Genomic DNA, 25,789 nt, shown 5'->3' on the forward strand with positions numbered 1-25,789 from the left:
GGAAAAACTTTCGCCCCAAATGTTATTGATAAATAATTCCCGAAGTCCCTATGGATTCGCCCGTCATCGCACGGGGAGAATAGTCGCTGTATTAACCGGCCTGTTTGCGCTGGTTTTTTTGCTTTCCGGCTGCGATAACGCTTCTGCGCCAGACGGCGTAACAGCGGCTCGTGAAAAAGGCTTCCCACGGCAGGTAGCGACCGCTCTCGGTACTGCGGTGATTGAGCGTCCACCGGTACGCATCGTGACTCTGGGAGCCGGATCGGAGGATATTGTGCTAGCCCTGGGGCAGGTTCCGATTGGCATTGAATCCCATCGCTGGGGCGGCGACGAGCAGGGTTATCTGCCCTGGTTTCGTCAGGCGCTGGAACAGCAAGGACAAACTCTACCGACAATTCTGCACATGTATCCCGAATTGGATATTGAGCAGCTAATTAACCTGAAGCCCGATGTGATTATTGCCACTCAGTCAGGTATTAGCCAAAGCCTATACGATCAGCTGTCGCGCTTCGCGCCGGTGGTCGCCTATCCCGGTTTGCCCTGGCTGACATCTACTCGCCAGCAGATTGAATTGATCGGCCATACTTTGGGTAAAGAAGCACAGGCTCAGGATTTACTACAGCAATTAGAAAGCACTCTGGCCGATGCGGGAAAAACGGTGCCGGGCATAGCGAGACTGCGCTTCGCTTACATTAAAGCGGCGGCTAACAATGCCAATCTATCGGTATATGTCGCGGGCGATCCTCGCGTGGATACGCTCTCTGCAACCGGCCTGCAATTGGCTCCCTCAATTAAAAACCTGACCGCGTCCCGAGGCAGTTTCGCCTCAAATCTTGGGCTGGAAAATGCTGACCGACTGAATGATGTGGATATTCTAGTGACCTGGTACAACAGCGAGCAGGAGCGCCAGCGAGTAGAACAGCAGCCATTATTTAATGCAATTGCGGCAGTGCGCCACGGTGGCTACATCCCGATGACCGATCAGGCAATAGTGATGGCAATGTCCTACGGCACGCCTTTAAGCGTCGACTGGGGATTGCAACGCTTTATGCCACTGATCGCAGAGAAAGCGCGCCATTTGGCTGCCGTTTCGGAGACTCCGCCATGACTCAGCAGATTCATCGGCGGCAGCGAGCATGCCGCATTTGGGGCTGGATAGGACTCTTGCTGCTCGCCCTACTCTGCATTTTTGCCAGCCTGACGTTAGGAGCCAAACCCTTACCTCTCAGCGCGGTCTGGCACTATTTCAGCGCCGATGACCGTAACTATAACGATTTGGTGATAGATGCCAGATTGCCCCGAACCTTAATTGGTCTGATGGCCGGTGCGGCGCTGGCATTGTCCGGAGCCGTTACGCAAGGACTGCTACGTAATCCACTCGGCGATCCCGGTTTATTGGGCGTCAACGCGGGCGCATCAGCTATCATCGTCAGCTTTGCCTTTTTTCCTGCGCTGGCCGCTATTCCTCGCTTTTGGCCTGCATTGATCGGTGCTGCGCTAGCAACCCTGCTGTTTTATCTATTAGGCGGTGGCAGAAATAATAGCAATCCAACCCGTCTGGTACTGATTGGTGCGGCGATCAATGCCTGCCTGTTCGCCTATGTGCAAGGCGTGGTGCTACTCCATCCCGCCGTGTTAGAGAACTATCGCTTCTGGGTGCTTGGCTCACTGTCGGGTATGTCGATGACGGCTATGCTGCCGGTAGTGCCCTATTTTATCGGCGGATTAGCCCTCGTTCTCGCTATTGCGCCGTCCCTTAACATCATGGTTTTCGGTGAGAATATCGCCACTGCGCTGGGTGCCAATACGGTACAAACCCGGTGGATGGCCTTAATTGGCGCGACCATGCTGGCCGCAGGGGCAACGGCACTGGCAGGCCCAATCACCTTTATCGGTCTGGCCGCACCTCATTTGGTTCGTGCCATGATTGGCAGTGATTTCCGTTGGCTGTTGCCCTACAGCCTGTTGGTCGGGCCAATTCTACTGTTAACTGCCGATATCATCGCCAGAGTGATTATTGCTCCAGGCGAAGTGATGGTCGGCGTGATTACCGCCGCCGTGGGAGGCCCATTGCTTTATGCGGTCGCCAATCGTAAAAAAGGATTTGCCGATGCCTGCCACTAATTCCTGTAAAACGCTAACGCTGGGATCTTGGGTATTTTTGGCTCCGGTTCCCGCTACGCAGCGTTATCTGCTGCTGATGTTACCTACTCTATTGTTATGCCTGCTTGTCGCCATGGTATTGAGCCATAACGGGTTTGAATGGGTAAAAACACTCAATGTCCTCTCCGGGCAAGGCAGTCAATTTGAACATTTTATTTTGCTGCAATTGCGGCTTCCCCGCGCTTTAGTCGCATTAGGAGCGGGAGCCGCACTGGCAATTTCTGGCGCTATTTTCCAGACCACTACCCGTAACGCATTAGGCAGCCCGGATATTATTGGCATTACCGCCGGTGCCTCCGCTGGCGTAGTGGCAACCCTGTTGCTCTGGCCGGGCATCATTCCTGTCCCCGTAGGTGCCTTCCTCGGTGCCTGTTGCGCCGTCGCATTGGTCTACGCAGGCAGTATTAACAGCCTATCTCATTCGGGGAAAATTGTTATTTCAGGTATTGCCGTCGGTGCGCTTTGCATGGCTTTCGTCAACTTCGCCATTTCGCAAGTACGGCTCGAACAGGCAAACCAGATGGCCGCATTGCTCAGCGGCAGCCTGGCGGAGAAAAACTGGTGCGACGTATGGATTATCGGCCTAACGTTAAGCGTAGTAACACCGGGGTTGGTGTATCTCAGTCGTCAACTTAACTTTCTGAGTCTGGGGAGCGGGGTTGCCCAGTCATTGGGCGTCAACATTGGTCTGACACATCTGTTGAGTCTGTTACTGGCAATAGCTTTGGCTACCGCAGCGGTATTGGTGGTTGGCCCGGTTGCATTTATCGCTTTATCTGCGCCGCAAATTACCCGCCATCTGCTCCGTTCCAAAGGAATCGCGCTGCTGTGCACCGCGTTGATGGGCGCGCTACTGCTGCTGGCGTCAGATATTATCACTCTGCTGCTGCCCACGCCTTCCCGGCTTCCGGTCGGCGTAATCACCGCAGCCGTTGGCGGTATCTATTTGATGTATTTGCTGTACGCTGAAGTCAGGAGAATAAAATGACGTCCCCACGCGAGTTAGACTTCCTTTCTACGCCGTTATCTTCGGAGTCATTGGCCGCAACGCCGTACCACACCGATGAGCCACGTTTAACGACTCACTTATTGTCCTTAAGCTACGGCCCGCGGACTATCGTCGATAAACTCAGCGTTGGCATTAAAAACGGGTCTTTTAGCGTAATTATTGGGCCAAATGGTTGTGGGAAATCGACGCTATTGCACACTTTAAGTCGCGGTTTATCGCCACAAAGTGGCTGTATCAAACTGGATCGGCAAAATATTCAGCATATCAGAGCTAAAGCCTTAGCCTGCCAGCTATCGCTACTTTCCCAAGGTGCTGGCGTCTCCGAAGCCCTGACGGTCTTCGATTTGGTTTCACGGGGCCGCTATGCCCACCAATCCTTTTTCCGTCAATGGTCTGCCGCAGACGATAATATCGTTCGCGCAGCTATTAAGGCGGTCAACCTGGAGCCATTAGCGCAACAGATGGTCAGTGAATTATCCGGTGGGCAGCGGCAGCGTGCGTGGTTTGCCATGACTTTGGCGCAGCATACTCCAATAATGTTACTGGATGAGCCGACTACCTATCTGGATATCGCCCATCAGATTGAAATACTGGATTTATGTCAACAATTGCATCAGCAGGGCAAAACGCTGGTGCTGGTCTTGCACGACATTAATCAGGCTCTACGCTATGCCACTCACCTTATCATGCTAAAAGAAGGGAAGATTTTTGCCGAAGGATTGCCAGAAGCCATAGTGACTGAAGAAAGTATTGAGGCAGTATTCGGCCTAAGTTGCCGAATTATTACCGACCCTGAATCAGGAAAACACTTAGTTATTCCTCGCTATCGCCCTCGCTAGTCCGGCCCTCAACCAAGAGTTAACGCCCCGGGAAATTGCCTCCGGGGCACAGTAGTATTGATGTCCCTGATAACTAAACGGCAGGTATGCCAAAGGTAACTAATGGATTGATCAAATCGTCGGCAAATTTCAGACTCTGTGCCGGATCGGCTAAATCCAGCATTTGGCGATTATTGGCCAACTGTAACCGATTGAGGCAACAACGCTTAATTTCGGGAGTAAACAGTTCATAACGTGCAAATTGCCCGGCCAGTTCAGGATGCTGCCGTTGATATTCCCAAATGCAGTTCGCCACCGCAGACCAGAAACGCCCTTCTGAATAATTCCCCTGCTGATCGAGGATCGCCGCCAGATAGCGAAATACGCCGTCAAACACATCGGAAAGAATTGTCAGGGTTCTCATATCCACCGGCATATCCACTTTGATCCGCTGCGCCTTTTCCGGTAAATCTGCGGCAGGGTTCATCACCAGAATTTCCTCTGCCAGGTCTTTCATAAAGATATGCTGAGGTGCGGCGTTCTCCAGCACTAGAATGATATTTTCCCCATGGGGCATAAACATCAGATCGTAGGCATACAAACAGTGCAATAGCGGTGATAAATAACATTGTAAATAACGAGCTATCCATTGTTCTGTGGACAATCCTGAGGCAGTAATGAGCTCAGGCAAAAACGCCTTTCCCTGCTGATCCAGATGCAGCAATGCCGCCATAGTCATCACCTGCTGACCCGGCTGAATCAATTGCAGCGGGTTTTCTCGCCATAAGGCTGCGGCCATTTTTTTGTACGGCGTATCCCCGCTCACCGCCTGTTCGTAATAACTGTTGCGGAAACCCACGCTGGCGACTTCACGTAAAATCTTAAAACCGTAGTTGCGCAGCGTCTCATCCTTTTCCACCAGCTCAAACAGCCATTCATTAATGCCCGGAGTAGTAGCCATATAATAAGGTGACAATCCGCGCATAAAGCCCATATTCAGGATAGATAGCGCCATTTTTACGTAATATCGTAGCGGTTCGCTTCGATTGAAAAAAGTCCGAATCGATTGCTGAGCCTGATAGACATCTTTCCCCGCCCCTAAGAACACCAGCATTTGGTTAGCAATATCCGCAGCAAATACCGAAGACACTTTGCTCAGCCACTGCCATGGGTGCACCGGCATCAGCAGATAATCCTGCGGATTGAGATCTTTGGCGATCAACCGTTGCTCAAATTCTGCCAGCGCTTCCTCGCCCAACTCTTGCAGCATCAGTTGCCGATAATCTAGCTGTTCGATGCTGGCAAAATGCGCTTTGCTTTTATGCGCGGCCAGCCAGACCAAATGAACGTCCGAAGCGGCCTCCGGGCTGAACTGCTGGAAATCCTGCCCATTAAAACCAATACGCCCATTATTGGCGACAAAGGAAGGATGACCTTCCATCATTTCCTGCTCTAATAGCTGGAAGCTGGCGTTGACCAGTTCAGACGCACTAATACCCACCCGGCTGTGTTTATACGCACTGCTGTATAAGGTACTGGTAATCTCCTCCAGATAAGTCGGTAACACCGCGTCGCTAATGCCAAGTTCATCTTTGAATTCAATGATAAATAACAGCGAATCCAAATCGACCAGTCGCCCATCAACGGTTTTCTGCAAAGACGAAGGATCCAGTAGCCAGTGATCCAGCGCCAACCGGCGGGCACGGAAAACGTAACGAAGCCGGTTATCTGACGTAACCAGTTGGTAAGGGTGGTAACCCTCACCGTCCTGTCGACTCATCAATGCCTGAGGAGCGAATAAGCGCTCGTGGGAAAACTCGGAAATAGCTTTACACAAGTGCAAACGATTCACTTTTTGCCATAGTGACGGCTGCAAATGCGCCACGGCTAATCCGTGGGGCTGAACGGCAGCGACGGAATCGGCTATCATAATTGACGCTCCAGTTGACGCGCAGACTGAAGCGCAAGTTGATGTTGTTCTCTGGTGCAAAAAGCCAGCCATGCCGTCTTGTGAGGCATTTCTAACCGTTGCTGATAAACAAAACCGGCGAGCCTATTCAGACGATGAATTTTCTCATTTCGTACATCCGGTTCCACCACAATGCGCGCCACCAGTGGATCACTGAAAATAAACGCCATAATGCTTTGAAATACGCGCCAAGTGAAACCTGCCACTTTATTTATCGGTGGAGCGACCAAAATATGCATACCAACATCGTCCGGCTGCGCCGGATAATATTCAGCAATTACATCTTCTTTGGCGAGATAACGTTCCAGCAAAAAGGCAGGTTGCTGATGTTTCATCCCAACAAATACGCTGCCCGGCTTCCGGTCGAGTAATTCCTGATAAAACGCCAGTACCTGTGACTCGCGATGATTTTGCATTCCCCAGTACTGGGCATATTCGCGACTGACCCAATTACTCAGCCAGCTAATATCCTGCATCAAATCTAAAGGTCGCAGTGTGAACCCGCCGCTTTCCACTGGCGTCAGTGGGTTAATTTTCGCCGTTGCCTGCGTCATTGTGTGACTCCCTGTGCTGGCACGCTGAAACGCTGGAAAGCAATGCTTTCTTCAATAGGATAATGTTCAACCCCGGTTATTTCGCGGATCAAACAGGAATTACGGTAGCAGGCCATTCCCAAATCCGGCGTAACAAAACCGTGGGTATGCAGCTCGACGTTTTGCACAAAAATACTGTTGTGGCGATCAATACTGTAATTGCGCTGAACGTCGTATCGGCCTTTATTATCCCAACGGATTAACTGGCTAATACCTTCGATAAACGGCGGCGGCTGATATTGATACCCAGTAGCCAATACCACGCCTTCGGACGCCAAAGTGAACGGCTGATTCTGTTCATGCTGTAATAAAGACAGACTCAGCCCTTTGCCATTACGATTTTCCTCCACCTGTTGTAATTCGCTGTTGGTATACAAATTCACATTTAGGACACCGTCCAAACGCTTGGTGTACAGCAGATCGAAAATATCGTTGACCAACGAGCTATTAATGCCTTTGTACAATTGTTTGTGAGTCAGATTCAGCTCATCGCGCTTTTCTGCCGGGAGGTTATAAAAGTAATCGACGTATTCCGGTGATGTCATTTCCAACGTCAGCTTGGTGTATTCCAGTGGAAAGAAACGGGGGGAACGCGTGAGCCAGTTGAGTTGATAACCAAAGCGATCTATATCACTGAGTAGATCGTAAAAAATCTCCGCCGCACTCTGTCCGCTGCCTAACACAGTAATAGAGGCCTTCTTCTGCAAGGCCACTTTGTTATCCAGATAATTGCCAGAAGTCACCATTTTCGCGGTGAAAGGTCGGCAGCATTCCGGAATACACGGCGATGGCCCAGTCCCTAACACTAATTTTTTACATTGATATTCGTGATAATCGCCGGTGCGCAAGTCCAGACAACGCAGCTTATACAGTGCGGTTTCCTCATCATACTCCAGGGTTTCAACCCGAGTATTGAAACGCAGGTTAGGCAATTGCGCGGCGGCCCATTGGCAATATTGGTTATATTCCTTACGCATCAGAAAGAAATTTTCCCGAATATAGAAGGAATAAATTCTGCCCTGCTGTTTGATGTAATTTAAAAAGCTCAACGGGTGCGTTGGCGACGCTAAAGTTACCAGATCCGACATAAAGGGTGTTTGCAGAGTAGCACTTTCCAGCATCATCCCTGGATGCCAGTCAAAACCTGGATTTTGATCGATGAATAAACTATGAACATCGTTCAGCGGTTGGGTTAAACATGCCAATCCAAGATTAAAAGGACCAATGCCGATGGCAATAAAATCATAAGGTCGCATGGACATAATTATTCCTTGTTTGGCGCGGCGACATGATGCTGACTCGCATAGTTCTGCCCGTGGGTTATAATGGCATCAATAATTTCATTTAAATGCTGAATCCCAGTAGTCGGGTTCAGAAAGGTAAATTTTAAATACTGGTGGCCATTTACTTTGGTTCCGGCAATGACCGAATTTCCCTCTCGGAATAACGCCTTACGAATATAAGCATTGGTGAGATCAGTTTCCGCATCACTGCGGGAATCCAGCGGTATAAAGCGGAATACCAGCGTGCTCAACGTGGGTCGATGCAACAGTTCAAAATATGGGTTCGGCCGCATTAATTGATAAGCGACCTGCGCGGTCTCCATTAATCGGTCGAAAGCCAGGCCCAATTGCTTTGCGCCCATAATACGCAACGTCAGCCACATCTTTAGGGCATCAAATCGCCGCGTGGTCTGGATACTTTTATTCACCAGGTTGGGCGTTCCGTCCTGTAATGCACTTAACGGATTGAGATACTCGGCGTGATAGGTCAAATAGGAAAAATGCTGTTTATCTTTGACAAAGAAGGCGCTACAGCTCACCGGCTGGAAAAAGGATTTATGGTAATCCACGGTCACAGAGTTCGCCATCTCAATACCGGCGAGCAGTTGCCGATGCTGGGAAGAAACCAGCAAGCCACAACCGTAGGCCGCGTCAACATGCAGCCAAAGGCCATATTGCTGAGCTAAAGCTGCAATAGGACGTAAAGGATCTATGCTGCCAAAATCAGTGGTTCCCGTGGTCGCCACCACCGCTAAAGGGATATTTCCCTGCGCCAGACAGCTTTCGATACTTAACACCAAGGCGTGAGTATCCATTATGAATTCACTGTCGTAGGGAATAGGAACCACTGCGTTGTAACCCAAGCCTAATAATGCGGCCGCTTTTTGCGTGCTGAAGTGGCTAACCGCCGATGTGAAAATGCGGAATTTGTGAAAATCGGCTGGGAGTCCCTGTAATTGATTTTTATGGGCGGGATCTCGCTGATGGCAAAAATGATCGCGAGCCAGTAGCATAGCCATTAAATTAGATTGAGTTCCGCCGCTGGTGAAAATCCCATCTCCCTCTTCACCTAACCCTATTTTATCTCGGGTCCAATCCAGCACTTTCTGTTCAATCAGCGTGCCACCTGCGCTCTGATCCCAGGTATCTAAAGAGGAGTTAATCGCACCAATAATGCTTTCCCCCAGCACCGCCGGCAGCACCACAGGGCAATTCAAATGCGCTACATATTTAGGATGATGAAAATAAACAGCATCTTTAATATACAACTGTTGTAATTCATCCAGCGCAGAATCCAGTGAGGTCAGTGGATTATCCAGGTTTATTCCAGAAATATGCGGTGACAATTCATTCGGTAATATCCCGCTAAAGGGTTTATCAACAACCTTTAATATACCCTTAATTCTTTCAGTGATATTATTGATTCCTTCCTGATAATTGTCGGCACTTTGTTTATTTAGGAAATTTCCTAAATAAAGCACTTCACTTATATCATCACTCCCTGATAAAAAAGGGGTTTCAGTATGGGCTACTTCGTACATGATATATCCTTATAATATATATAGATGCGCTCAGATTACTGTTCCATGATATTTTTATTATAAGCAATGATTACTGGATATATAGACGACAACTCTAAGAGAGAGTTAAATAGTCACTACAAAAAACCACCAGCCAGAAGCAAGAGGTTATTTCAGAATAAATAATGCCTTTATAGCGTTATTTCTAGCGGACAATCATGACAATTACCCACACCCGGTAGCTTATTACGCTGGCAACAGCTACGGCGCTGCAGGGTGCCATTACGTAGTATAACTGTGCGATAAAGCGGATTTTCGCGGCCATCAGGCAGGATCATAGTCATAAAAAGACCTTGAATAACAGCCTGATAAACATCTTCTTTCATGCGTTTTTTAAACTCACCCAGATACCAGTACATCAGGTATCCGATATTATTCCACAGTAATCGCCCGTTTATACCTTGATAGGACTCAATTTTATTAGCTATTGGAATAACATGGTTGTTAATCAGTGCATAATAACGTTCTAGTAAATTTTCCGCGCCCTGATCTTTCCATTTTAGCTGATAGTAAATAATATCTGGCCTGCCGCTATCATGAAATGCTACTTTAAAGTTTCGACAGTCGGAGTCAATTTCCTGCGGATATTCCATTAATAACAACATCATTGGAGGAATAACCAGGCCGAAATACCATTGTGTCCAGAGCGAATAAAGTGCCTTCTGATTCGGTTTTATATTATTACTGCCGTAATACTCATTTTGATAAATTTCCATCAGTGACGGAAAATTATCATCATTTGACCAATGATTGAAACTCATACTTTTGGAAGGGATATTATAGGAATCCACTTTAAACGTTACAGAAAAATGAGCGAAGGTTTGCTCAAAGAGCTGTGCTATATCCGCTCTTACCCTTACAGGTGAAGGTGTAATTAAATTATCTGTATTTGACACCTTCTACCTCCAACCTAATAGATGTTGAATGCATTATTATACATAATGGTAATGATTATCAATACAATTCTCATTTGAAATGAAATGCCGTTTATAGGTAGTGCATCCAATTAGTTGGATTTGACGTATAATATAGGCCTTTGAGGGGTTGTGTCGCCTTAAGGCGTCGTCAGGTAACATGCTGTTTTTTTCTGATGTTACCTGACCATGTCTCTAATAAGAAAAGCCTTCCGTCGCCTGCATTATCCCGTCAATGTTATCGCACAGTGTGTTCGCTGGTATCTGGCTTACGCCCTGAGCCTGCGCAATCTCGAAGAGATGATGGCTGAACGCGGTATTGCCGTTGACCATTCCACGTTACACCGCTGGGTTATCCGCTTGGTACCTTTGCTGGATAAGGCTTTCCGTCGGCATAAACGCAGCGTGGGACGTCGGCAATGCATGGATGAGACCTACATCAAAATCAAAGGCCAGTGGAAATATCTGTACCGCGCGGTGGGTACTTCAGGCCAAACCATCGACTTTTTGCTGACCGCAAAACGAGATACTACAGCGGCATTACGCTTCTTTCGCAAAGCCATTCGACACCACGGCAAACCTGAAGTGGTCACTATCGATAAAAATGGTGCTGTAGTCCCTCCTGAATTTAGTCTTACAGCTTAATGGCGTTCTCTGGTTAAAATACAACCAGCGGAGGCTCATCATGAAGAAAGCGCGTTTCACTGAAACTCAAATCCTACGAGCTCTGAAAGAAGTTGAAGGGGATCGGCATGTGAGGGATGGCTGCCGCGAAAACAGTGTGTCCGAAGCCAGCTATTACAACTGGAAATCCAAATACGGCGGCATGACATCCTCTGATATCAAACGAATGAAAGAGCGGGAAGAGGAAAATCGTCGGTTAAAGCAGATGTATGCCTCTCTAAGCTTAGACCATGAAATTCTTAAGGATGTTGTAGCAAAAAAACTTTAACGGTGCCTGAAAAACGTGAGCTGGTGCGTTATGTTATGACGGAACATCAGACCAGCGAACGGCGCGGGATATGCCTGTAGTCCTGAAGGTGTTCCCGCATTTTCAGGGCATTGCAATTACAGCGGTTATTACCATCAATAATTTCAAAGTACTATTTTTGTGGCTGATGGAAACCACAATTATTCTGATTCGAGTTATTTTCCTAACCAATTGTCGACAATCAGTCCAGGCACGCGATCAAATTCTTTGCGGTTATTTGTGACTAATATCAATCCAGTACTTCGGGCATGACCTGCGATATGCAAATCATTAACACCTATGGGTGTTCCTTTTTGCTCCAGACTCGCACGTATCGAACCATAGTGAATTGCGGCTTTATCGTCATAATCCAGTACAGTAAGACGTGAAATAAAGTCCTCAACAATACTCAAATTGCGTTCAGGTGCCGCGCTTTTCTCTACGCCATGCAATAACTCAGCAAGTGTGATGGAAGAAATAACCATTCTGCCCGCATTAGCGTTAAACCGACCTAACATTTCTATAGGCCGGCGTTTAATGACGTATATAACGATATTCGTATCAAGCATGTACTTATGCATTAAAATAATTCACGCTCTGATTGATGCTGTTCTGCACGTTCCGTCAGAAAATCGTCTGAAACACGCGGACTATTGAAGAAGAAACTATCCCAAGAGTTTTCAACGGGTGACAAGATACGCTCATTCCCTACAGCTCTGACCGTCACTGATTTAACATTCTCTGGAAAGCGCATATCCACCGGTAAACGTACATTTTGAGTACGATTGTTTGTAAAAATGGTGCCCTGTGACATGTTGAGCCTCCTCTATATAAATTATGGCTAAAGTATATACAACGCCTAGCTATAGAGCAATGCTATATAGCGTATGTGTAAGCAAAAAAATAGAATTTAAGAGAACGCATTGATATATAAATTGCGAGAGTTTTATTGATTCAACTTAGTTATTTTAACCGATAACACACTCGGAAAGAGGCGGAGTTCTGATGGAGTTTCACTTTCCACACCGAGCATAGTGAATGATTAATGGTGGATCTGCGTTAGATCTTCATCACTCAGCCCCGTCATTTTCATTACTGTGGCACGGTCAAGGCCATTGACCAGCATAGTACGGGCAACTTCCAATTTGCCTTTCTTAAGCCCGTTAGCCTCACCGATCTGTATTCCTTCCACTCGGCCTTCTTGTTTCAGTTTTTGCGCCACAGCATAAGTAGCTCCTTGTGCTGTGGCGAACGACGGGCCAGTTCCCAGATAAAAGTTTTCGGGGTAGCAGCGTCGCCATCTTGTAGCATGTAATTCATCAATGATTTTCCCATGGAGTAACTGCACTCACATAGACAATATTGCCGCCCTTAGAAATCACACTGCGGGTTAAAGAGCCAAGTGAAGGATCATTTGTCAACTACCAGATAAATACATGGGTATCAATCAGGAGGCGTTTTATTCACCGGCCTCAAACATCCGTTGGATTTCTACATCTGCTTCACTAAAGCGTTGATCAATAATGATTCTATTCTCATATCCACCTGGTATCCGATCTCTTTGCATTATGGGAACCAGTTGAACATAGGGCTTATCTGCCTTGGCGATAATGACTGTTTCGCCATCTGCGGCTTTGTCAGCAAGCTGACTCAAGCGAGATTTTGCTTCATGCATGCTTGCCTGGACTGTCATAAAACACCTCCTTAGCTAACCAAGTATATTGTAAAAAAAGTCCCCGTAAGAAAAGAACACCACATCAATACTATTCAGGATAAAAGTCACTATCCATGATTTGATCAAATGTCCACGGGCAGGATTTAGGGAATACCTTGTCATCCATGCCGGTTTCTCTGGCTGCCGATAAAATGGCATCGCCATAAGCATCCGTTGTCATTTCATCAAGCTCTCGTTTAATACTTGGATTTTTCGAGAACCGACGAGCAACTTTACGTCGCTGTTCAGCGATGGTGAGTTGCCAACTACGACCACGGTGCGAAGGTTGAAATACCCACTTCAGGAGGTGGAGGAACAATACCTCAAGAAGGGATTCCAGCTCGCTTCGTTGGCTATTCCCCATGCTCTCTATTTCCGCCAAAAGGTTTTGGGTGTCTAACTGATTTAGACTACCAGAGCGCAGCAAATCAGCCTGATCCTGAGTCCAACCATAGAAATCCGTATCATAACGGTTAGTCATAGTGTTCTCCGCTAACATTGCACCTACCTTAATAAAACGAGTCTGTCAGAGAAAATAACATCAGTCAAAACTGGCAGGTTAATTGGCTGTAATTAAAGAAAAATTCCCGCAATACCAGCGATGATAGTTAAGCTATCGCATAGAACACGGCACGGCAGCCCTCTACCCGAGTCCGCTGGGCTGGTGTATATCCATCTGGGCTTGAAATGAATTTTCGGCGTAACTTTGATGCTGAAATTAATTATGCGCTGGCGGCATTGATCACCGCACAGGTGAATTCATCATTATTGCCTGAGGCAGGCTACTGTTCAAAATCAGGTTCAGGTGTAAAACCTATCACTTCAGCTGAAACATCAATCCAAGCCTGACAGCTACGGCTAACAAAACTCCCCGAGCGACGGATCAGGGCTAAATCATACAATAGGGGGGGTTGAATAACAGGAATAGTAGTAAAAACAGACGCTGTATTATCTTTCCAAATTGAACCAGGAAGTAAAGAAACCCCCATACCCGAATGTATCATAGCGGTGACTAAGTCAAAGTTACTGCTGCGTCCGACAACTTTAGGAGTTAATCCATATAAGCCAAATGCGCATAATATCAACTCATTGATTTTGAATGATTCAGTGAATTGTATGAAGGGCTCATTAGCAAACTCAGGCAAGGTGACACTACTCTTATTAGCTAATAAGTGTGTATTAGGGACGACTAAAACCAGAGAATCTGTTGCAAATAACTGCGTTTTATAATTCTGCGACTCAAGTGGCAATATGCCTGCCGCAATATCAACTTTGCCTTCTTGTAGCGCTCTTTCCAATTCAGTCGTCGGAATTTCGATGATCTCTAATTCAACCAGTGGACAGCGATTGCGGAAGTAAAGTATGACTTGTGGAAAATAGGTAGAGCTGATGACCGGTGGTAACCCTACACGTAATGTTCCGGTGATCTCGTCTCCGATGTCGAGCAGTTCTCTATGCAAATTGCGCTCTTGCTGGAGCATATTTTCCGCATGGCGGAATAAGATACGCCCTCTTTCTGTTAAACGTACCCCTTTGGGGTCACGTATCAATAACTCCCCTCCTAATTCCCCCTCCAGTTGCTTAATCGCACGGCTGATTGCTGGTTGTGTCACATACAGTTTATCGGTTGCCCGGCCAAATCCATTATTACGAACAACTTCGACGAAGTAATGCAGTTCTCGTAACTTCATACATCCTCACTTGGATAACAATTTGTTATGAGTTGCATAATTATAAGGCATTTCCATTATCAGGGTAAGAGAGGAATACTACAAAAACACCCACACTACTTATCAGTAAGTTAGGAAAAGATCATGACTAAGACAGTTGTTCAACATGTACTTTCACGTTTGTATGATTTAGGTATCAGCGATATTTTTGGTGTTCCAGGCGATTTTGCCTTCCCTATTCAGGATGCGGTGTGTGAAGATTCACGACTGCGTTGGATTGGGAACTGTAACGAATTAAATGCCGCTTATGCTGCCGACGGTTATGCTCGTATCCGCGGTATGGCTGCACTAAATACGACCTTTGCTGTTGGTGAGCTGAGCGCTCTGAACGGTGTCGCAGGGGCATTTGCCGAGTCTTTACCTGTTTTTCATTTGGTCGGTATGCCATCAAGCACGGTTCAGGCATCAGGTGTGATTGTTCACCATACGCTGGGTGATGGTAATTTCACCGCATTTTATGAAGCAACCAAACACTTTGTTTGTGCTCACGCCATCATGACACCGGAAAACTGTGTGGCTGAAACAGAACGCCTTATCGCAGCGGCTCTCCGTTACCGTAAGCCTGTGTATATGGGCTTTCCGAGTGATTATGCTGAGATGCCAATTATCGAGTCTGACGTACCACAAGCCACGGCAGCACAAAGTAACCCGGCGGCCTTGAGCTTGGCTGTAGACGCTATCGCAGAGCGTATGAACCGCAGCCAGAAAACCTGTATCTTGCCGGGGATATCGATTGCGCGCCATAACTTGCGCCAAGAGGCATTGGAGTTAGTTAACAGCACCAATCTCCCGTTTGCAACCATGTTTATGGATAAGAGCGTCCTGGATGAATCACACCCTAACTATGTCGGGATCTACAATGGCCACTTGCTGAATGATGACGTGAGTGAGTTTGTTGAAGGGTGTGACTGTATCCTGAAGATAGGTGCCATGTTATCTGATTTTAATACCGGTGCTTTTACCGCAGATTTTTCCCGTGCCGATACCCTTAACATCGAACCCGAATTTGTGCAGATCGGCGAGACACGTTATAACAACGTGATGATGCGAGATGTGTTGACGTCTCTGGTCGGAAAAGTGGCAAGAAGAACAGAAACAACCTCCATGCCTCACGCTACCGCGATACCATTGGTTTCAGAGACAGGAAAGATAACCGCTGATTACCTCTATTCTCGCTGGCAGGAAATGCTGAAACCTGACGATATCCTCGTTGCAGAGACTGGCACTGTATCTATGGGGATGGGCTTTGCGCTGCTGCCACAAGGTGCAACATTCCATAATCAAACGTTATGGGGTTCCATTGGTTGGGCAACACCAGCAGCGTTAGGTGCAGCCATCGCAGCACCAGAAAAGCGAACCGTTCTGGTCACAGGAGAAGGCTCCCACCAGTTAACAGCTCAAGAGATCAGCCAGTTCCATCGTTATGGCCTCAAACCTACTATTATCGTGCTGAATAATGACGGTTATTTGATCGAGCGTTTACTCTGTAAAGACAGTGATATTTATTACAACGATTTGGCTCAATGGAAATACAGTAAATTGCCAGAGGCAATGGGTTGTGAAGGCTGGTACAGCATTCGTGTCACGACATGCGAAGAATTGAATGACGCCATTGAGTATGCAGAAACATGTGATTGTGGTGTCTATATTGAGGTGGTGACGGAGAAATATGTCACTTCAGCATTAGCTGCTAAGTTACACGACTCAATTGACACATTATATTCTATGTAAGGCTCTGTCGTATTAAGGCGACGCCAGGTAACGCATTGTTTTTTTGATGTTACCTGCCCATATCGCTGATCAGAAACTGACGTGGTCAACAAAAGTTGGCCACGGTTTTAAAGTTTTCCCAATACAAACGCTCTGATTCCTTAGGTGTTAATCCAGCGTTATATTGGCGGGGTCTGAGCTGGCATTAATAACCGATGATATAATTAATTATGGTTCTATTTACTTCATTAAGATTAGCGTATCCACAGTTGGGTGACATCAGGGTATTGACCAACTGACTATAACTGAACAGCCTTCCCTGGCTGTTGTAAAGCGTTACGGTGTGGCCACTTGCGGCCTGCTTACCTGTTGCAAATAATCCAGCACGTCCTGTACTCGCTGCCATTTCATCCAGGTTTGATCATCCAGAGGCTGTTCCGTATATTTTTCCACTGCGGATACCAACTCCAACATCTCCAGCGAATCTAGGTGGAGATCGATAATCAGGCGCGATTGCAAATCCCAACTTTGTATCGCGCCTGCATAGGCGCGAATCTGCGTTAACTCTGACTTGAGCCAGCATTCTTGAGGGTTCTCTGGTTGCATCACTTAGCCTCTTGCGGGTTATTGGGTGAACTACTATTGGTGAATTTACCCGCGCGATATCGATCTTTCTCAGTAAGACCGCGAGTCCCTGCCCCCTCTTGAGTCATTACCACACTAGCACCCTTGTTATTGTTCCAGGATTGTGTCAACTCAGGGATCGGAGTATTTTTTCCAACTCCAACAAACTGATTACCAAACGCATTGACCGAAGAGACATTTTTTTGCGACGAGCCCCCCAACTGGTAACGTTTTTTCCCAGCGGGATCGCGAGTCTGCCCACCAGAAGTCGTTATCACATCAGAACTGGTGTATAGCTTGGATGGTGCTGGCTTATTAGTACTCAACTCAGCCCCCCACGGATTAACACGCTTGTCAGCCGTTACTTTAGTCGCGGAAACCACTGGATTAACACCATCAGCGTGATTGGCTGTTGTGTTTGAATTTAATTCAATATCCAGCGTAGTCATAAAGTTAGTTTTTTTGCTGGTACGTTTAAATCCACCTTATAACTCACGGGCGGCACATTCTGCTGAATCTTAGTCGCATCGGGGGCGGCTGTTGTCGCAGGGTTCGGTTTTGCCGTCTCCTTATTAAGCTGGCTCTCAGCCTCGACCATAGCGGGAACCGCATGATAAATACCATCCGCAGTTTGTTGCAATGTTCCGTCTGAATTCACTTGAATATCGAGCGTAGTAATAAAGTTAGTTTTTTTTACTGCTACGAGTGAATCCGCTTTATAACTCACTTGTGGCGCATCCTGCTCAGTCTTATCCACGCCGCGTAATGCTGTGGCCACAGAACTTTGTGGCATAATCCCTTGAAATGCAGTCCCAAATTTATTGACTACATTAGGCTGTTTTTCCTCAACATTTCCTTTCGCATAACGCTGTTTTCCAGCAAGACCGGAAACCTGCCCACCAGACGTCGTTATCACATCAGAACTTGTGTGTAGATTAGATGGTGCCAATGCATCCATACCGAATAAAGTCCCCTGAGCATTATAAGACTTACCCGTCACCAGCTTAGCCGGAGGCATCTGTTTAGTATCGCCAGCGCCTCCCGACACCTCTTCTGAGTTCAACGTATTATCCGACACAGGAATATCTTTTGCTGCGGATAAACCCTGCGTATCAATCACTTGAGACGCATCTTGCTTGACCTGCTCAATCTTACCCGTACCGCCAGTGGTAAATTCTGATGACGGCATTGGCGAGCTATCAACTACATCGAATTGAGTAGAAGAGTGCGCCATATCTGCTTGTGTTTGATTGGTCGCTGTACTCTGCGACTTGCCATTCTCAGGTTTAGTGGTGGCCGTCGTGCCTGACAAATTAATATTAATGGTCGAAACATTATTTGAGGTCGGTGGCGGCGCATTATAAGTAATATAATAATTATTAGTAATATTAGTAATATTAGACGCGGCAGGCCCAGGACTAGCCGCTTTATTACCATCAACTGGATGTGACGGCCCTATATCATTGTCGGCGGCAAGCTCGGCAGGGGGTGATGCATCCTGGGCCTCAGCGTTTGTAATAAGCCCCGCAATCATTTGCGTTTTTTGCTCCAATGCCTGGATCAGTGAAGACATTACCACCATTTGATCGCCTGTATTTTTGTGCCCAAAAAACTCTTTCTTCAACTCCTTAATTATAGAGTCGTTAGATCTATTTTGGTCAACATAAAGATGCTCAACGACCTTCTCTGGATTATTTTTTAACTCTTCCAGACGCTCAGGTGACAATACACTCGCCAGCTTAGCAATAACATCCGAATAAACAGAACGTTCAAGATAGTCTGAGCAAAACTTTTCCAAGTTAGCTTCTTGTCCAGTTTTCTCAGAGAAACCTATCTCGTTATAGATATCAGAAGTAAATATTTTTAACGCATTATATGCTGAATTTTTATTTGCGGTGGAATCAGGGTTTTGGGATAACTTATCCATCGCATTATAGAAGCTCTGTGCCTTATCCATCAATGCATCATTTTGCTTTTCTGTAGGCAAAGCATTAAATAATGTTAGCGCCACTTTGGTGCCATATTTTAATGTTGATTTTTTTAAACCACTATCGCCACCTTGATTCATCACCTTGGTGAATTCATCTAAATTATCGATTTTGACACCCTTTTCTTGCAAGCTATTGAAAAAGGTCTCTATATGGATGGCACTATTCACCTCCCTTAATGGTTGACCATTAACAGAGTTTGATTCGAAATAGAAAACTCTACCACTAACCCCCCCTTCTTCGAAGGAAACTGGGCAAGGTTGTGAATTGGTCACTGAAATCCCAGAGAGGTTTCCCGCCACAGTATTCTGATTCGGGGCAGAAGATTTACCAAGACCAATTCGTGGCATACAGGATTGAGAGCGTTGTAAAGTCGGCTGCGCAATCATAAATAACCTACCTTTTATAAACAGTTTAAAAAATTTGCAATACAACAGTGCGCACCGGTTTCAAAAAAAATATCCAGCACTCTGCGGCATACCGCTGTCTAAATATTTTAAGACGATTATATTATTACGGATTTGCGTCACGCTGCCTGAATAAGTAGCAGGCCATAAACCCTGCCACCATTTATTTATTGTATATAACCTAGATTATATTGGTGTAAATCTTTCGTCATTTGCACCAGCAACTGAATAAAGGTTTCAAAGGTACTATTATCCTGACGAAATCGCTCTAGCAATTGTGACACACTGCTATTGACGGTATTTTTCTGGCTATCGATAGAGGCTTGCAAACTCTGAAATGCTTGCGAACTTGTGTCCCCCCCCTCCCAATCGGCTTCACTATGAGCGATGCTGCTATAAATACTTCTAATAGGGTCTAAATTAGGCAGAACCAGAATATTCTTCCCATCATCACTCTGCTTTACAATAAAACCATCACCCAGCTTATTTTGCCAGAAATCTTTCGTGCTATGATCACCCTCAAACGTATAAATAGCTAATGTGGCACTATTATCAGGAGACCAGTTTTCATAAGCAGCTTTATAATCATTACCTATTTCATAGCTTGTATATTGTTTAAAAACTTTATCCAGTGATTCTAAAAAATCCTTGGGTCTGAAATTTATTTTTCCATCACCACCGGCTTTGATAAAGTCACTTATTTTCCCCAACGCAGTATTAACATCTTTCATATACTCCGCGGCTTTCTGGTTAATTTTGGCATAAGTCTTCTGATAATTATCATGAATATTGCCAATCATGTTTTCCAGCGCCTTGATATGGGCTGGCGTCCCTTGATCATTTTTCTTGGCGCTCAATCCTTTTGCCTCAGCCTGTTTCATTTGCGCGGCAAACTCTCTAAGCTTAGCTTGGTAGCCGTCGCTACTCATTTTTCCCATGCGGATGATCTCCCGCGCCTTCATTTCCATATCTGTCGGTAACTTAGGTGACTCTGGGAGGGTGAACGCTTTAGGATTGCTGTCTATAATCTGTTGTGCTTGTGTATAAGGATCGTCCCCAAGTTGATACAAGGCAGAGAGGTTCATATCTTTCACGGGTATCTCCTGGGTGCTCGTTTCGGGGGCACTAGCCCCCATACTGTTCATAGCGAGCCAGGGTTCCGCAGTATGTTGCATGGATGAAATATCAAGTCCCATATTAATTCCTCCTTAACCCCGCATAACAATGTTGCGAAGGGTAGATCCGGTATCATTAACCAGGCCACTCAAAATCCCCAGAATCTCTTTCAGATCCTGCAATAACTTATCAATCTGTTTGTCTTTATCATTAGCAACACCACGGGCCGCATCTGACGCGGAACTCTCCATCATTTTATCCGCTTCAGCCCGTTTGACTTCCTGCGTATTAGAAGCACTGGCCATCTGCCCCATGTTATCTGACAAGCGCGTGCTTTGATCCGCCACACTTTTTGCAGTGCTAAGGTCAGCGTTTTTCTGATCAAATTTCTGTCGCTGCAAATCACCCGCGCTCTCTGCTTCATTCACTCTTTGCTGCTGTTGCTGCTTAAATCGCGCCTGTTCGGTTTTGCTCGGTGTCGCAACTTGTGTCAAGGTTTTCCCATCCGCGCCAGTGTGGCTGACGGTACTCTTGGCTGACGCGCCAGTTTGATGCATCGCAAGTTTGAGTTCATTTGCATTTGCATGGTGCTGATTGGCGGGCTTCAGATGTTTATTAACTGCCTGATGTTGCTTAACGGTGATCCCAGTCTGCACGGCAGATCCTGCCAGAGTAACCCCAAAGCTGGTACAGAAACCGATGACGGCACTTCGGTAAATCTCTTTGCCTTCACGAATAGTTGAATCCGCGGCCATCTGAGTCATCTCAGCATTCAACGTATTGAACATGCTATGAATATTACGCTCAGCGATATTCAGTTCAGCCATTACCTGACGTAGCATACTCAGCAAAAAGTGCATCATGTCGCTAGACTGGATACCGATAAATTTGAGTTGTTTTGCCGAGTCCGCAGATTCAATTTTATTGATCCCCCCCTCCTGTCCGGTGCCGACTTTTTTGACTTCTTCTTGTAAGAAATCGGCCAGCATCGCCTGAGCAAATACCGCCAACTGACGCTGTTGCTCAGGATCTGCTACCAGTGCATCAAACTGGATGCGGTCACTGGCACTCATATCGACTTTAGCGTTTTCTCGTTGCAGCACCGCCGTCAGTACTTGTTGCTGTCGCGATAGTACGGAAGAATTATCCGAACGACTGGTTTTTACATCCGTAAGCAGTTCACCAATCTGTGTCGACATCTGGTCAAGATTTATCGCCACAGTAGGAAGCGGCAATTGCGGTTTACCACCAGCACTGCCAAATTCTCTGGTTGCCATCTCGACATCTTGCAGGGCCAGCTTGCCGGTAGCATTTTGCTCTGGTCCCTGTAACAGCGACAGCAGTTCTTGATTCGGCTCAATATTGATGGCAGAACGATGTAGAGTTGGGTTATTAATTTGTACATTCATAAATAGTTTCTCCTAAAATTAAACAAAGCTGCTGCTTTTCATCATATTGGCTTTCGCCGCGCCGGATTCATTTAATGCTGCCATCATGCCCTCAAACATCTCATTGAGCTGTTCATGGCTTTTAGACATTGACTTAATTAACGCCTTTAATAATTCATCGAGCGCCTGGATAAAAGCAGTGTTCAGCATCATGCCCGCCAGCATCTCTTTCATATCGCGGATAAAAGAGTTGGCATGTACACTCAGCCCGCCACTGACCGCCGCATTGGTCACCCCAAGCACCATATTGGTACTGTTAAGGCCTATTTCTATTTTACGTGCGGTTACATCACTGACTTTAACCATGTTGCCGGCTTTGCCAGCCATATTCGTCAATGGCTTGCTGAGGTTAGCCACCTTGCTCCCCATTTTTCCTGCGGCATTGATGAAATCACGCGGCAGCGCTTTCACTGCGCTTTTCATCAGACCAGCCACTTGTTTGCCGACATTTTTCGCGACATTGGTCACGGTCTGACCTATATTTTTGGCAAAAGATGACATCGAAAATAGAGAAATCGCGAGGAACACAATGGCCGCCAATACCATTCCTATAATGCCGCCAATCTCTTTAGCCTTTTCTGCCGGTACACCACAGGCAATCAGCATGTTGGTAATACCCTTGGAGATTTCTGTGGATAGCATCTGCATCAGACTACTTTGGCCAGTCTCTTCCAGCACGATATCGGCCACCGTCATGGCAATACCAATCGCAGCGACAGCCAACATCAGCGGCCCGGCAGTGCCAAAGGAGGCGATGGTTGCCACAACTGACACTGCCAGCATGATGTAACCAAAAATCTTACTGGCACAAGAAGCCGCTTTATTTCCTTCCTCAGCTTTGGCCCGAGCCTCTTCTGCTTCTTTAGCTTTTTTCTCTGAATCTTTACGTGTGGCTTCATTGATGGTTGCCATCACTTCCTGCTGTTGACGCATATTTTTAATTGAGTCGTCGTTCAACGCCTTCTTCAGTTGCGCGGTCAACAGCGTCAGTAGCGCCAGTGAACTCTCCCAACGCTCACCGTCAACTTCTGGCGGTCGGGGCGCATTTTCAATAAAGTTATTGATTTCTTTTCGATTATTGTCTGTCTTTAGCCCGACAACCGTCGACTGCAGCAGGGCCTGCTCATAACTATCCTGAAGCTGCGCTGTGTCAGATTCGGCCAGGCTCAGCTTACCATTCAGTGCCGTGAGGCTATTGGACACCTGCGTGACTGTTGTTTGTAATGTACGTTGTCCGCTGCTCAGTAAGGTTATCTCAGCCGTCAGCGACTCAAATTGCGCCTGCTGGGCCGGGGTTTGCGGTGGTGTAGGAAGTGCCTTCAGTTCCGACGTAGCCTGAGCCAACTTCTGCTGAGTTTTGCTTAATTTATCTTCAGCGCTAACAAGTTGTGTTTTCATGCCTTGCTGCTGCTGCTTCAGCTCTGTCACCGTCTCTTTGCTTTGTTGCCAGGCCTGATTGCCTTTTTCAACCTTATCGGTGGCAATTTGTAACTCATTGGTACTGCTTTCCAGTGCCGACAACAGCACCTCTCCCTGTGCGCGCAGGGCAGAGGATTCGGCGTTAATCACTTGTAGACGACCGCGCAACTCTGCCAGATTGCCACTACTTAATATCTGGCGCAGTGTTGCTATTGAGCCTATCAGCGATGCTGTAGCATTAAAGCCAGAAGCCTTGCTGCTTGCCTCTGAGCCAAGCATCCCTGCGGCACCCGCAGCAGCGGAGGCACCTGCTTCTTCTGCTGGCTGCTGATAAGTTGAAGCCTCAGCTTTAGCCTGCGCCAAGGTCATCTTAGGTGCCGTAAGTCGTGGCGCGCCCTCTTTGGCAGAACGCCGCTCTTGTTCAGTGGAAGCCAGCTCGCGGCAAGCATCCTCCAGTGCCAGAAGATTTTTGGTGCTATCATTACGTATCGCATTAATATTCACGCCTTGAGTAAAGGCGCGAATATTATTAATTCGATCACTGTTAATCTGCGTTATATCGGCCATATTATATATTTACCTTATTCAATCAGAGTTATTCTTCTGCTGGCTCATTCTCTGTCAGGTTTTTCTTTAATGCGGTTAGATATACGGAGGATTTTTGTTGTAACTCCGAATCATTACTCTTATTAAAGGTACTTTCAAAACAATGCAACGCAGCACTACTTTTTTTCAGCATTAAATTACATTGTCCGGCATGGAATAATGGGCGGTAATCATCTTTTGCCAAAACAAAAGCCAGTGAATAAAGTTCTGCCGCTTTTTCATAACGTTTTGTCAGCTGGTAAACCGCTGCCAGCCCCATAACATAATCAGTATTATAAAAATCATAAATACTGAGGAAACGGAAAAACGTTTCGGCTTCACTCAATTTACCTTGTTGATAAAACTCATAGGCATAAGCATAAAGTCCGTCCATAGTATTTTGTGGGATACCATGAATATCTTTATAACTGGTTCCATCCATTAATGCCTGGCAAAGTTCATCAAAAACAATATCCATATTTTCTGTCTGATTTTGTTCTGCATCATGTTTCTTGTTCATATATTTTCCTAATTAATAATATTTGAATATGATGCAATGCTGATGTTTGCATCATAAATAGTTAGAACGGTTGGTTCTTATAAAAAGCGATTCAATCTAACTTGGTGTACTGCCGTTAGTTTCTTGCTGTGCCTGCTTACTGGCAGCGCTGTTTTCCTCAAGCAGCTCCAGCGCGGCATCCACATCAATGCCCATTTTTTCCAACTCCACCCGTATCAGCCAGTTAATGACATGCATCACATCATCCAGCCCCTGCTCATCAATAAAGCTGTCTTTGCGATAATGTCGCCATAGCTGGCGTGCTAAAGGAATATCCCTCACCACCGGTACACCCTGGCTTTCGGCATAGGCAACCACTGCTTTTGCCTGTGACCCCTTAGTTTTCATCATAATAAATGGCAGCGGTGCAATATCCGTATTAAAATAGATTGCCATCGCGATATGCGTGGGGTTCGCCATAATAAAGGTTGAGTCACGAACATTCGCTTTCACCTCTTCTGACAATAATTCCTGATGCAACCCTCTACGGGCACTCTTAATATGCGGATCGCCATCGTTATCTTTGTGTTCCTTTTTCACTTCTTGTTTTTCCATTTTCAAATCTTTCATAAACAGGAAAAACTCAGTCAAGGTATCAATTAACAAAATCAACAATGCCACAGCCAAAAAAACGATAATAAAAGTAATACACAAGTGCCCCCACTGGCCGATCATCCCATTAATTGTCGTACGGTAGAGCATAAATATCTCTTGCCGCCAGAAAATAAAGAATAACGCCGCCGAAGCACCGAACACTAATAAATAAAGAAACGCTTTCACCAACTCTTTTAATGAGCGCAGTGAAAAGATCTTTTTAAATCCAGAAATCGGATTTAAGTGAGAAAAGTCAATTTTTAATGCTTCAGTCGCTAAACGAAAGCGGCTCTGTAGCAACGAAATAATGGCACCCGGTAAAAAACAGGCCAACAGTACTGGGACAACCGCCAATAAAAACAAGCTGTAAAGCTTATCCAGTAATGCCTCGACACCAATTGCTGAGGGTGAGAGCAAAATCTTTTGCAGTAAACTGCCCAAGCCCATCAAACTGGAAAAACCCGATACTGCAAAAGCCCCGGCAACCAGCACCACTGCGGCAACCATATCCTTACTTTTAAAACTTTGCCCTTTCTTCGCCGAGTCACGAATCTTTTTGTCTGTGGGCTTCTCTGTTTTTTCAGCCATAACGTCTC

At 46.3% G+C, this 25,789-nt stretch carries 23 protein-coding genes and 4 pseudogenes; 7 read left to right on the forward strand and 20 right to left on the reverse strand.

Annotated elements, in window-relative coordinates; genetic code table 11:
* The first annotated feature begins 19 nt into the window (after positions 1 to 19).
* From AT01_RS08890 to AT01_RS08905, 4 genes are read left to right on the forward strand one after another with little or no spacing between them, the layout of a single operon-like run.
* Positions 20 to 1,108 carry an iron-siderophore ABC transporter substrate-binding protein gene (locus tag AT01_RS08890; RefSeq protein WP_042546879.1) on the forward strand — a complete coding sequence of 363 codons (1,089 nt, stop codon included), beginning with the start codon at positions 20 to 22 and terminating at the stop codon, positions 1,106 to 1,108.
* Entirely contained in the window at positions 1,105 to 2,124 is a 1,020-nt protein-coding gene (locus AT01_RS08895; RefSeq protein ID WP_042546880.1) for a FecCD family ABC transporter permease, read from the forward strand. The genes AT01_RS08890 and AT01_RS08895 overlap by 4 nt, the downstream gene beginning before the upstream one ends.
* Entirely contained in the window at positions 2,111 to 3,151 is a 1,041-nt protein-coding gene (locus tag AT01_RS08900) for a FecCD family ABC transporter permease (RefSeq protein ID WP_042546881.1), read from the forward strand. Before AT01_RS08895 ends, AT01_RS08900 begins: the two co-directional genes overlap by 14 nt.
* Complete coding sequence (locus tag AT01_RS08905) at positions 3,148 to 4,011, forward strand: ABC transporter ATP-binding protein (RefSeq protein WP_235427263.1); 864 nt, start codon at positions 3,148 to 3,150, stop codon at positions 4,009 to 4,011. The genes AT01_RS08900 and AT01_RS08905 overlap by 4 nt, the downstream gene beginning before the upstream one ends.
* Positions 4,012 to 4,084: 73 nt before the next feature.
* Here the strand turns inward: AT01_RS08905 and AT01_RS08910 are convergent, their stop codons facing one another.
* The 5 genes from AT01_RS08910 to fhuF all read right to left on the reverse strand — a co-directional run bounded on the left by AT01_RS08910 (position 4,085) and on the right by fhuF (position 10,311).
* A complete protein-coding gene (locus tag AT01_RS08910) occupies positions 4,085 to 5,920 on the reverse strand; it encodes an IucA/IucC family protein (protein WP_042546882.1) in 1,836 nt (611 codons plus the stop codon).
* Positions 5,917 to 6,513, reverse strand: a complete 597-nt coding sequence (locus AT01_RS08915; RefSeq protein WP_042546883.1) for a GNAT family N-acetyltransferase — start codon at positions 6,511 to 6,513, stop codon at positions 5,917 to 5,919. The genes AT01_RS08910 and AT01_RS08915 overlap by 4 nt, the downstream gene beginning before the upstream one ends.
* Positions 6,510 to 7,808: a lysine N(6)-hydroxylase/L-ornithine N(5)-oxygenase family protein gene (locus tag AT01_RS08920; protein ID WP_042548567.1), complete on the reverse strand. Its 1,299-nt coding sequence runs from the start codon at positions 7,806 to 7,808 to the stop codon at positions 6,510 to 6,512. Before AT01_RS08920 ends, AT01_RS08915 begins: the two co-directional genes overlap by 4 nt.
* Positions 7,809 to 7,816: 8 nt before the next feature.
* On the reverse strand, positions 7,817 to 9,376 hold the full coding sequence (locus tag AT01_RS08925) for a pyridoxal phosphate-dependent decarboxylase family protein (RefSeq protein ID WP_042546884.1): 1,560 nt from the start codon (positions 9,374 to 9,376) through the stop codon (positions 7,817 to 7,819).
* A gap of 170 nt (positions 9,377 to 9,546) precedes the next feature.
* On the reverse strand, positions 9,547 to 10,311 hold the full coding sequence (gene fhuF / locus AT01_RS08930) for a siderophore-iron reductase FhuF (RefSeq protein ID WP_042546885.1): 765 nt from the start codon (positions 10,309 to 10,311) through the stop codon (positions 9,547 to 9,549).
* Positions 10,312 to 10,518: 207 nt separating this feature from the next.
* Here fhuF and AT01_RS08935 point away from each other — a divergent pair.
* Both AT01_RS08935 and AT01_RS08940 read left to right on the forward strand, forming a co-directional pair.
* Positions 10,519 to 10,941, forward strand: a pseudogene (locus AT01_RS08935) (IS6 family transposase); the annotation flags it as partial.
* 73 nt (positions 10,942 to 11,014) lie between these two features.
* Positions 11,015 to 11,349: pseudogene (locus AT01_RS08940) on the forward strand (transposase); the annotation flags it as partial.
* 126 nt (positions 11,350 to 11,475) lie between these two features.
* Here the strand turns inward: AT01_RS08940 and vapC are convergent.
* From vapC to AT01_RS08970, 6 genes and pseudogenes are all read right to left on the reverse strand, one after another.
* Positions 11,476 to 11,880, reverse strand: coding sequence for a type II toxin-antitoxin system tRNA(fMet)-specific endonuclease VapC (vapC, locus tag AT01_RS08945; protein ID WP_042546887.1), 405 nt, complete (start codon positions 11,878 to 11,880; stop codon positions 11,476 to 11,478).
* Positions 11,880 to 12,113 carry a type II toxin-antitoxin system VapB family antitoxin gene (vapB, locus tag AT01_RS08950; RefSeq protein WP_042546888.1) on the reverse strand — a complete coding sequence of 78 codons (234 nt, stop codon included), beginning with the start codon at positions 12,111 to 12,113 and terminating at the stop codon, positions 11,880 to 11,882. The genes vapC and vapB overlap by 1 nt, the downstream gene beginning before the upstream one ends.
* Positions 12,114 to 12,341: 228 nt before the next feature.
* A pseudogene (locus tag AT01_RS21290) lies at positions 12,342 to 12,625 on the reverse strand (Rpn family recombination-promoting nuclease/putative transposase); the annotation flags it as partial.
* A 133-nt stretch (positions 12,626 to 12,758) separates the two neighbouring features.
* Positions 12,759 to 12,992, reverse strand: coding sequence for a type II toxin-antitoxin system Phd/YefM family antitoxin (locus tag AT01_RS08960; RefSeq protein ID WP_144404929.1), 234 nt, complete (start codon positions 12,990 to 12,992; stop codon positions 12,759 to 12,761).
* A gap of 70 nt (positions 12,993 to 13,062) precedes the next feature.
* The gene (locus tag AT01_RS08965) at positions 13,063 to 13,494 is read right to left on the reverse strand and encodes a DUF29 domain-containing protein (protein WP_042548570.1); all 432 of its coding nucleotides are present in this window, start codon (positions 13,492 to 13,494) and stop codon (positions 13,063 to 13,065) included.
* 301 nt (positions 13,495 to 13,795) lie between these two features.
* Positions 13,796 to 14,704: a LysR substrate-binding domain-containing protein gene (locus AT01_RS08970; protein ID WP_042546890.1), complete on the reverse strand. Its 909-nt coding sequence runs from the start codon at positions 14,702 to 14,704 to the stop codon at positions 13,796 to 13,798.
* A gap of 123 nt (positions 14,705 to 14,827) precedes the next feature.
* Here AT01_RS08970 and AT01_RS08975 point away from each other — a divergent pair, with 123 nt between their 5' ends.
* Positions 14,828 to 16,474 (forward strand): alpha-keto acid decarboxylase family protein, encoded by a 1,647-nt coding sequence (locus AT01_RS08975; protein WP_042546891.1) that lies wholly within the window; start codon positions 14,828 to 14,830, stop codon positions 16,472 to 16,474.
* Positions 16,475 to 16,559: 85 nt separating this feature from the next.
* Here the strand turns inward: AT01_RS08975 and AT01_RS22570 are convergent.
* From AT01_RS22570 to AT01_RS09015, 9 genes and pseudogenes are all read right to left on the reverse strand, one after another.
* Positions 16,560 to 16,685 (reverse strand): annotated as a pseudogene (locus AT01_RS22570) (IS3 family transposase); the annotation flags it as partial.
* 104 nt (positions 16,686 to 16,789) lie between these two features.
* A complete protein-coding gene (locus AT01_RS08980) occupies positions 16,790 to 17,059 on the reverse strand; it encodes an acyl carrier protein (RefSeq protein WP_042546892.1) in 270 nt (89 codons plus the stop codon).
* Positions 17,059 to 17,526: a hypothetical protein gene (locus AT01_RS08985; protein WP_042546893.1), complete on the reverse strand. Its 468-nt coding sequence runs from the start codon at positions 17,524 to 17,526 to the stop codon at positions 17,059 to 17,061. Before AT01_RS08985 ends, AT01_RS08980 begins: the two co-directional genes overlap by 1 nt.
* Positions 17,523 to 19,454: a hypothetical protein gene (locus tag AT01_RS08990; protein ID WP_042546894.1), complete on the reverse strand. Its 1,932-nt coding sequence runs from the start codon at positions 19,452 to 19,454 to the stop codon at positions 17,523 to 17,525. Before AT01_RS08990 ends, AT01_RS08985 begins: the two co-directional genes overlap by 4 nt.
* A gap of 185 nt (positions 19,455 to 19,639) precedes the next feature.
* Positions 19,640 to 20,668 (reverse strand): IpaD/SipD/SspD family type III secretion system needle tip protein, encoded by a 1,029-nt coding sequence (locus AT01_RS08995; protein WP_042546895.1) that lies wholly within the window; start codon positions 20,666 to 20,668, stop codon positions 19,640 to 19,642.
* 12 nt (positions 20,669 to 20,680) lie between these two features.
* Entirely contained in the window at positions 20,681 to 21,997 is a 1,317-nt protein-coding gene (locus AT01_RS09000) for an IpaC/SipC family type III secretion system effector (RefSeq protein WP_042546896.1), read from the reverse strand.
* An 18-nt stretch (positions 21,998 to 22,015) separates the two neighbouring features.
* Complete coding sequence (gene sctE, locus AT01_RS09005) at positions 22,016 to 24,022, reverse strand: type III secretion system translocon subunit SctE (RefSeq protein ID WP_042546897.1); 2,007 nt, start codon at positions 24,020 to 24,022, stop codon at positions 22,016 to 22,018.
* Positions 24,023 to 24,050: 28 nt separating this feature from the next.
* Complete coding sequence (gene sicA / locus AT01_RS09010) at positions 24,051 to 24,560, reverse strand: type III secretion system translocator chaperone SicA (RefSeq protein ID WP_042546898.1); 510 nt, start codon at positions 24,558 to 24,560, stop codon at positions 24,051 to 24,053.
* 96 nt (positions 24,561 to 24,656) lie between these two features.
* Complete coding sequence (locus AT01_RS09015; RefSeq protein ID WP_042546899.1) at positions 24,657 to 25,781, reverse strand: EscU/YscU/HrcU family type III secretion system export apparatus switch protein; 1,125 nt, start codon at positions 25,779 to 25,781, stop codon at positions 24,657 to 24,659.
* Between the last annotated feature and the right edge of the window lie 8 nt (positions 25,782 to 25,789).

The sequence above is a fragment of the Yersinia aldovae 670-83 genome (assembly GCF_000834395.1).
GTDB classification, from domain to species: domain Bacteria; phylum Pseudomonadota; class Gammaproteobacteria; order Enterobacterales; family Enterobacteriaceae; genus Yersinia; species Yersinia aldovae.

Coding starts and splice junctions, on each gene's coding strand:
- AT01_RS08890 (WP_042546879.1), top strand. CDS start 20: ATGTTATTGATAAATAATTCCCGAAGTCCCTATGGATTCGCCCGTCAT.
- AT01_RS08895 (WP_042546880.1), top strand. CDS start 1,105: ATGACTCAGCAGATTCATCGGCGGCAGCGAGCATGCCGCATTTGGGGC.
- AT01_RS08900 (WP_042546881.1), top strand. CDS start 2,111: ATGCCTGCCACTAATTCCTGTAAAACGCTAACGCTGGGATCTTGGGTA.
- AT01_RS08905 (WP_235427263.1), top strand. CDS start 3,148: ATGACGTCCCCACGCGAGTTAGACTTCCTTTCTACGCCGTTATCTTCG.
- AT01_RS08910 (WP_042546882.1), bottom strand. CDS start 5,920: ATGATAGCCGATTCCGTCGCTGCCGTTCAGCCCCACGGATTAGCCGTG.
- AT01_RS08915 (WP_042546883.1), bottom strand. CDS start 6,513: ATGACGCAGGCAACGGCGAAAATTAACCCACTGACGCCAGTGGAAAGC.
- AT01_RS08920 (WP_042548567.1), bottom strand. CDS start 7,808: ATGCGACCTTATGATTTTATTGCCATCGGCATTGGTCCTTTTAATCTT.
- AT01_RS08925 (WP_042546884.1), bottom strand. CDS start 9,376: ATGTACGAAGTAGCCCATACTGAAACCCCTTTTTTATCAGGGAGTGAT.
- vapC (WP_042546887.1), bottom strand. CDS start 11,880: ATGCATAAGTACATGCTTGATACGAATATCGTTATATACGTCATTAAA.
- vapB (WP_042546888.1), bottom strand. CDS start 12,113: ATGTCACAGGGCACCATTTTTACAAACAATCGTACTCAAAATGTACGT.
- AT01_RS08960 (WP_144404929.1), bottom strand. CDS start 12,992: ATGACAGTCCAGGCAAGCATGCATGAAGCAAAATCTCGCTTGAGTCAG.
- AT01_RS08965 (WP_042548570.1), bottom strand. CDS start 13,494: ATGACTAACCGTTATGATACGGATTTCTATGGTTGGACTCAGGATCAG.
- AT01_RS08970 (WP_042546890.1), bottom strand. CDS start 14,704: ATGAAGTTACGAGAACTGCATTACTTCGTCGAAGTTGTTCGTAATAAT.
- AT01_RS08975 (WP_042546891.1), top strand. CDS start 14,828: ATGACTAAGACAGTTGTTCAACATGTACTTTCACGTTTGTATGATTTA.
- AT01_RS08980 (WP_042546892.1), bottom strand. CDS start 17,059: ATGCAACCAGAGAACCCTCAAGAATGCTGGCTCAAGTCAGAGTTAACG.
- AT01_RS08985 (WP_042546893.1), bottom strand. CDS start 17,526: ATGACTACGCTGGATATTGAATTAAATTCAAACACAACAGCCAATCAC.
- AT01_RS08990 (WP_042546894.1), bottom strand. CDS start 19,454: ATGATTGCGCAGCCGACTTTACAACGCTCTCAATCCTGTATGCCACGA.
- AT01_RS08995 (WP_042546895.1), bottom strand. CDS start 20,668: ATGGGACTTGATATTTCATCCATGCAACATACTGCGGAACCCTGGCTC.
- AT01_RS09000 (WP_042546896.1), bottom strand. CDS start 21,997: ATGAATGTACAAATTAATAACCCAACTCTACATCGTTCTGCCATCAAT.
- sctE (WP_042546897.1), bottom strand. CDS start 24,022: ATGGCCGATATAACGCAGATTAACAGTGATCGAATTAATAATATTCGC.
- sicA (WP_042546898.1), bottom strand. CDS start 24,560: ATGAACAAGAAACATGATGCAGAACAAAATCAGACAGAAAATATGGAT.
- AT01_RS09015 (WP_042546899.1), bottom strand. CDS start 25,781: ATGGCTGAAAAAACAGAGAAGCCCACAGACAAAAAGATTCGTGACTCG.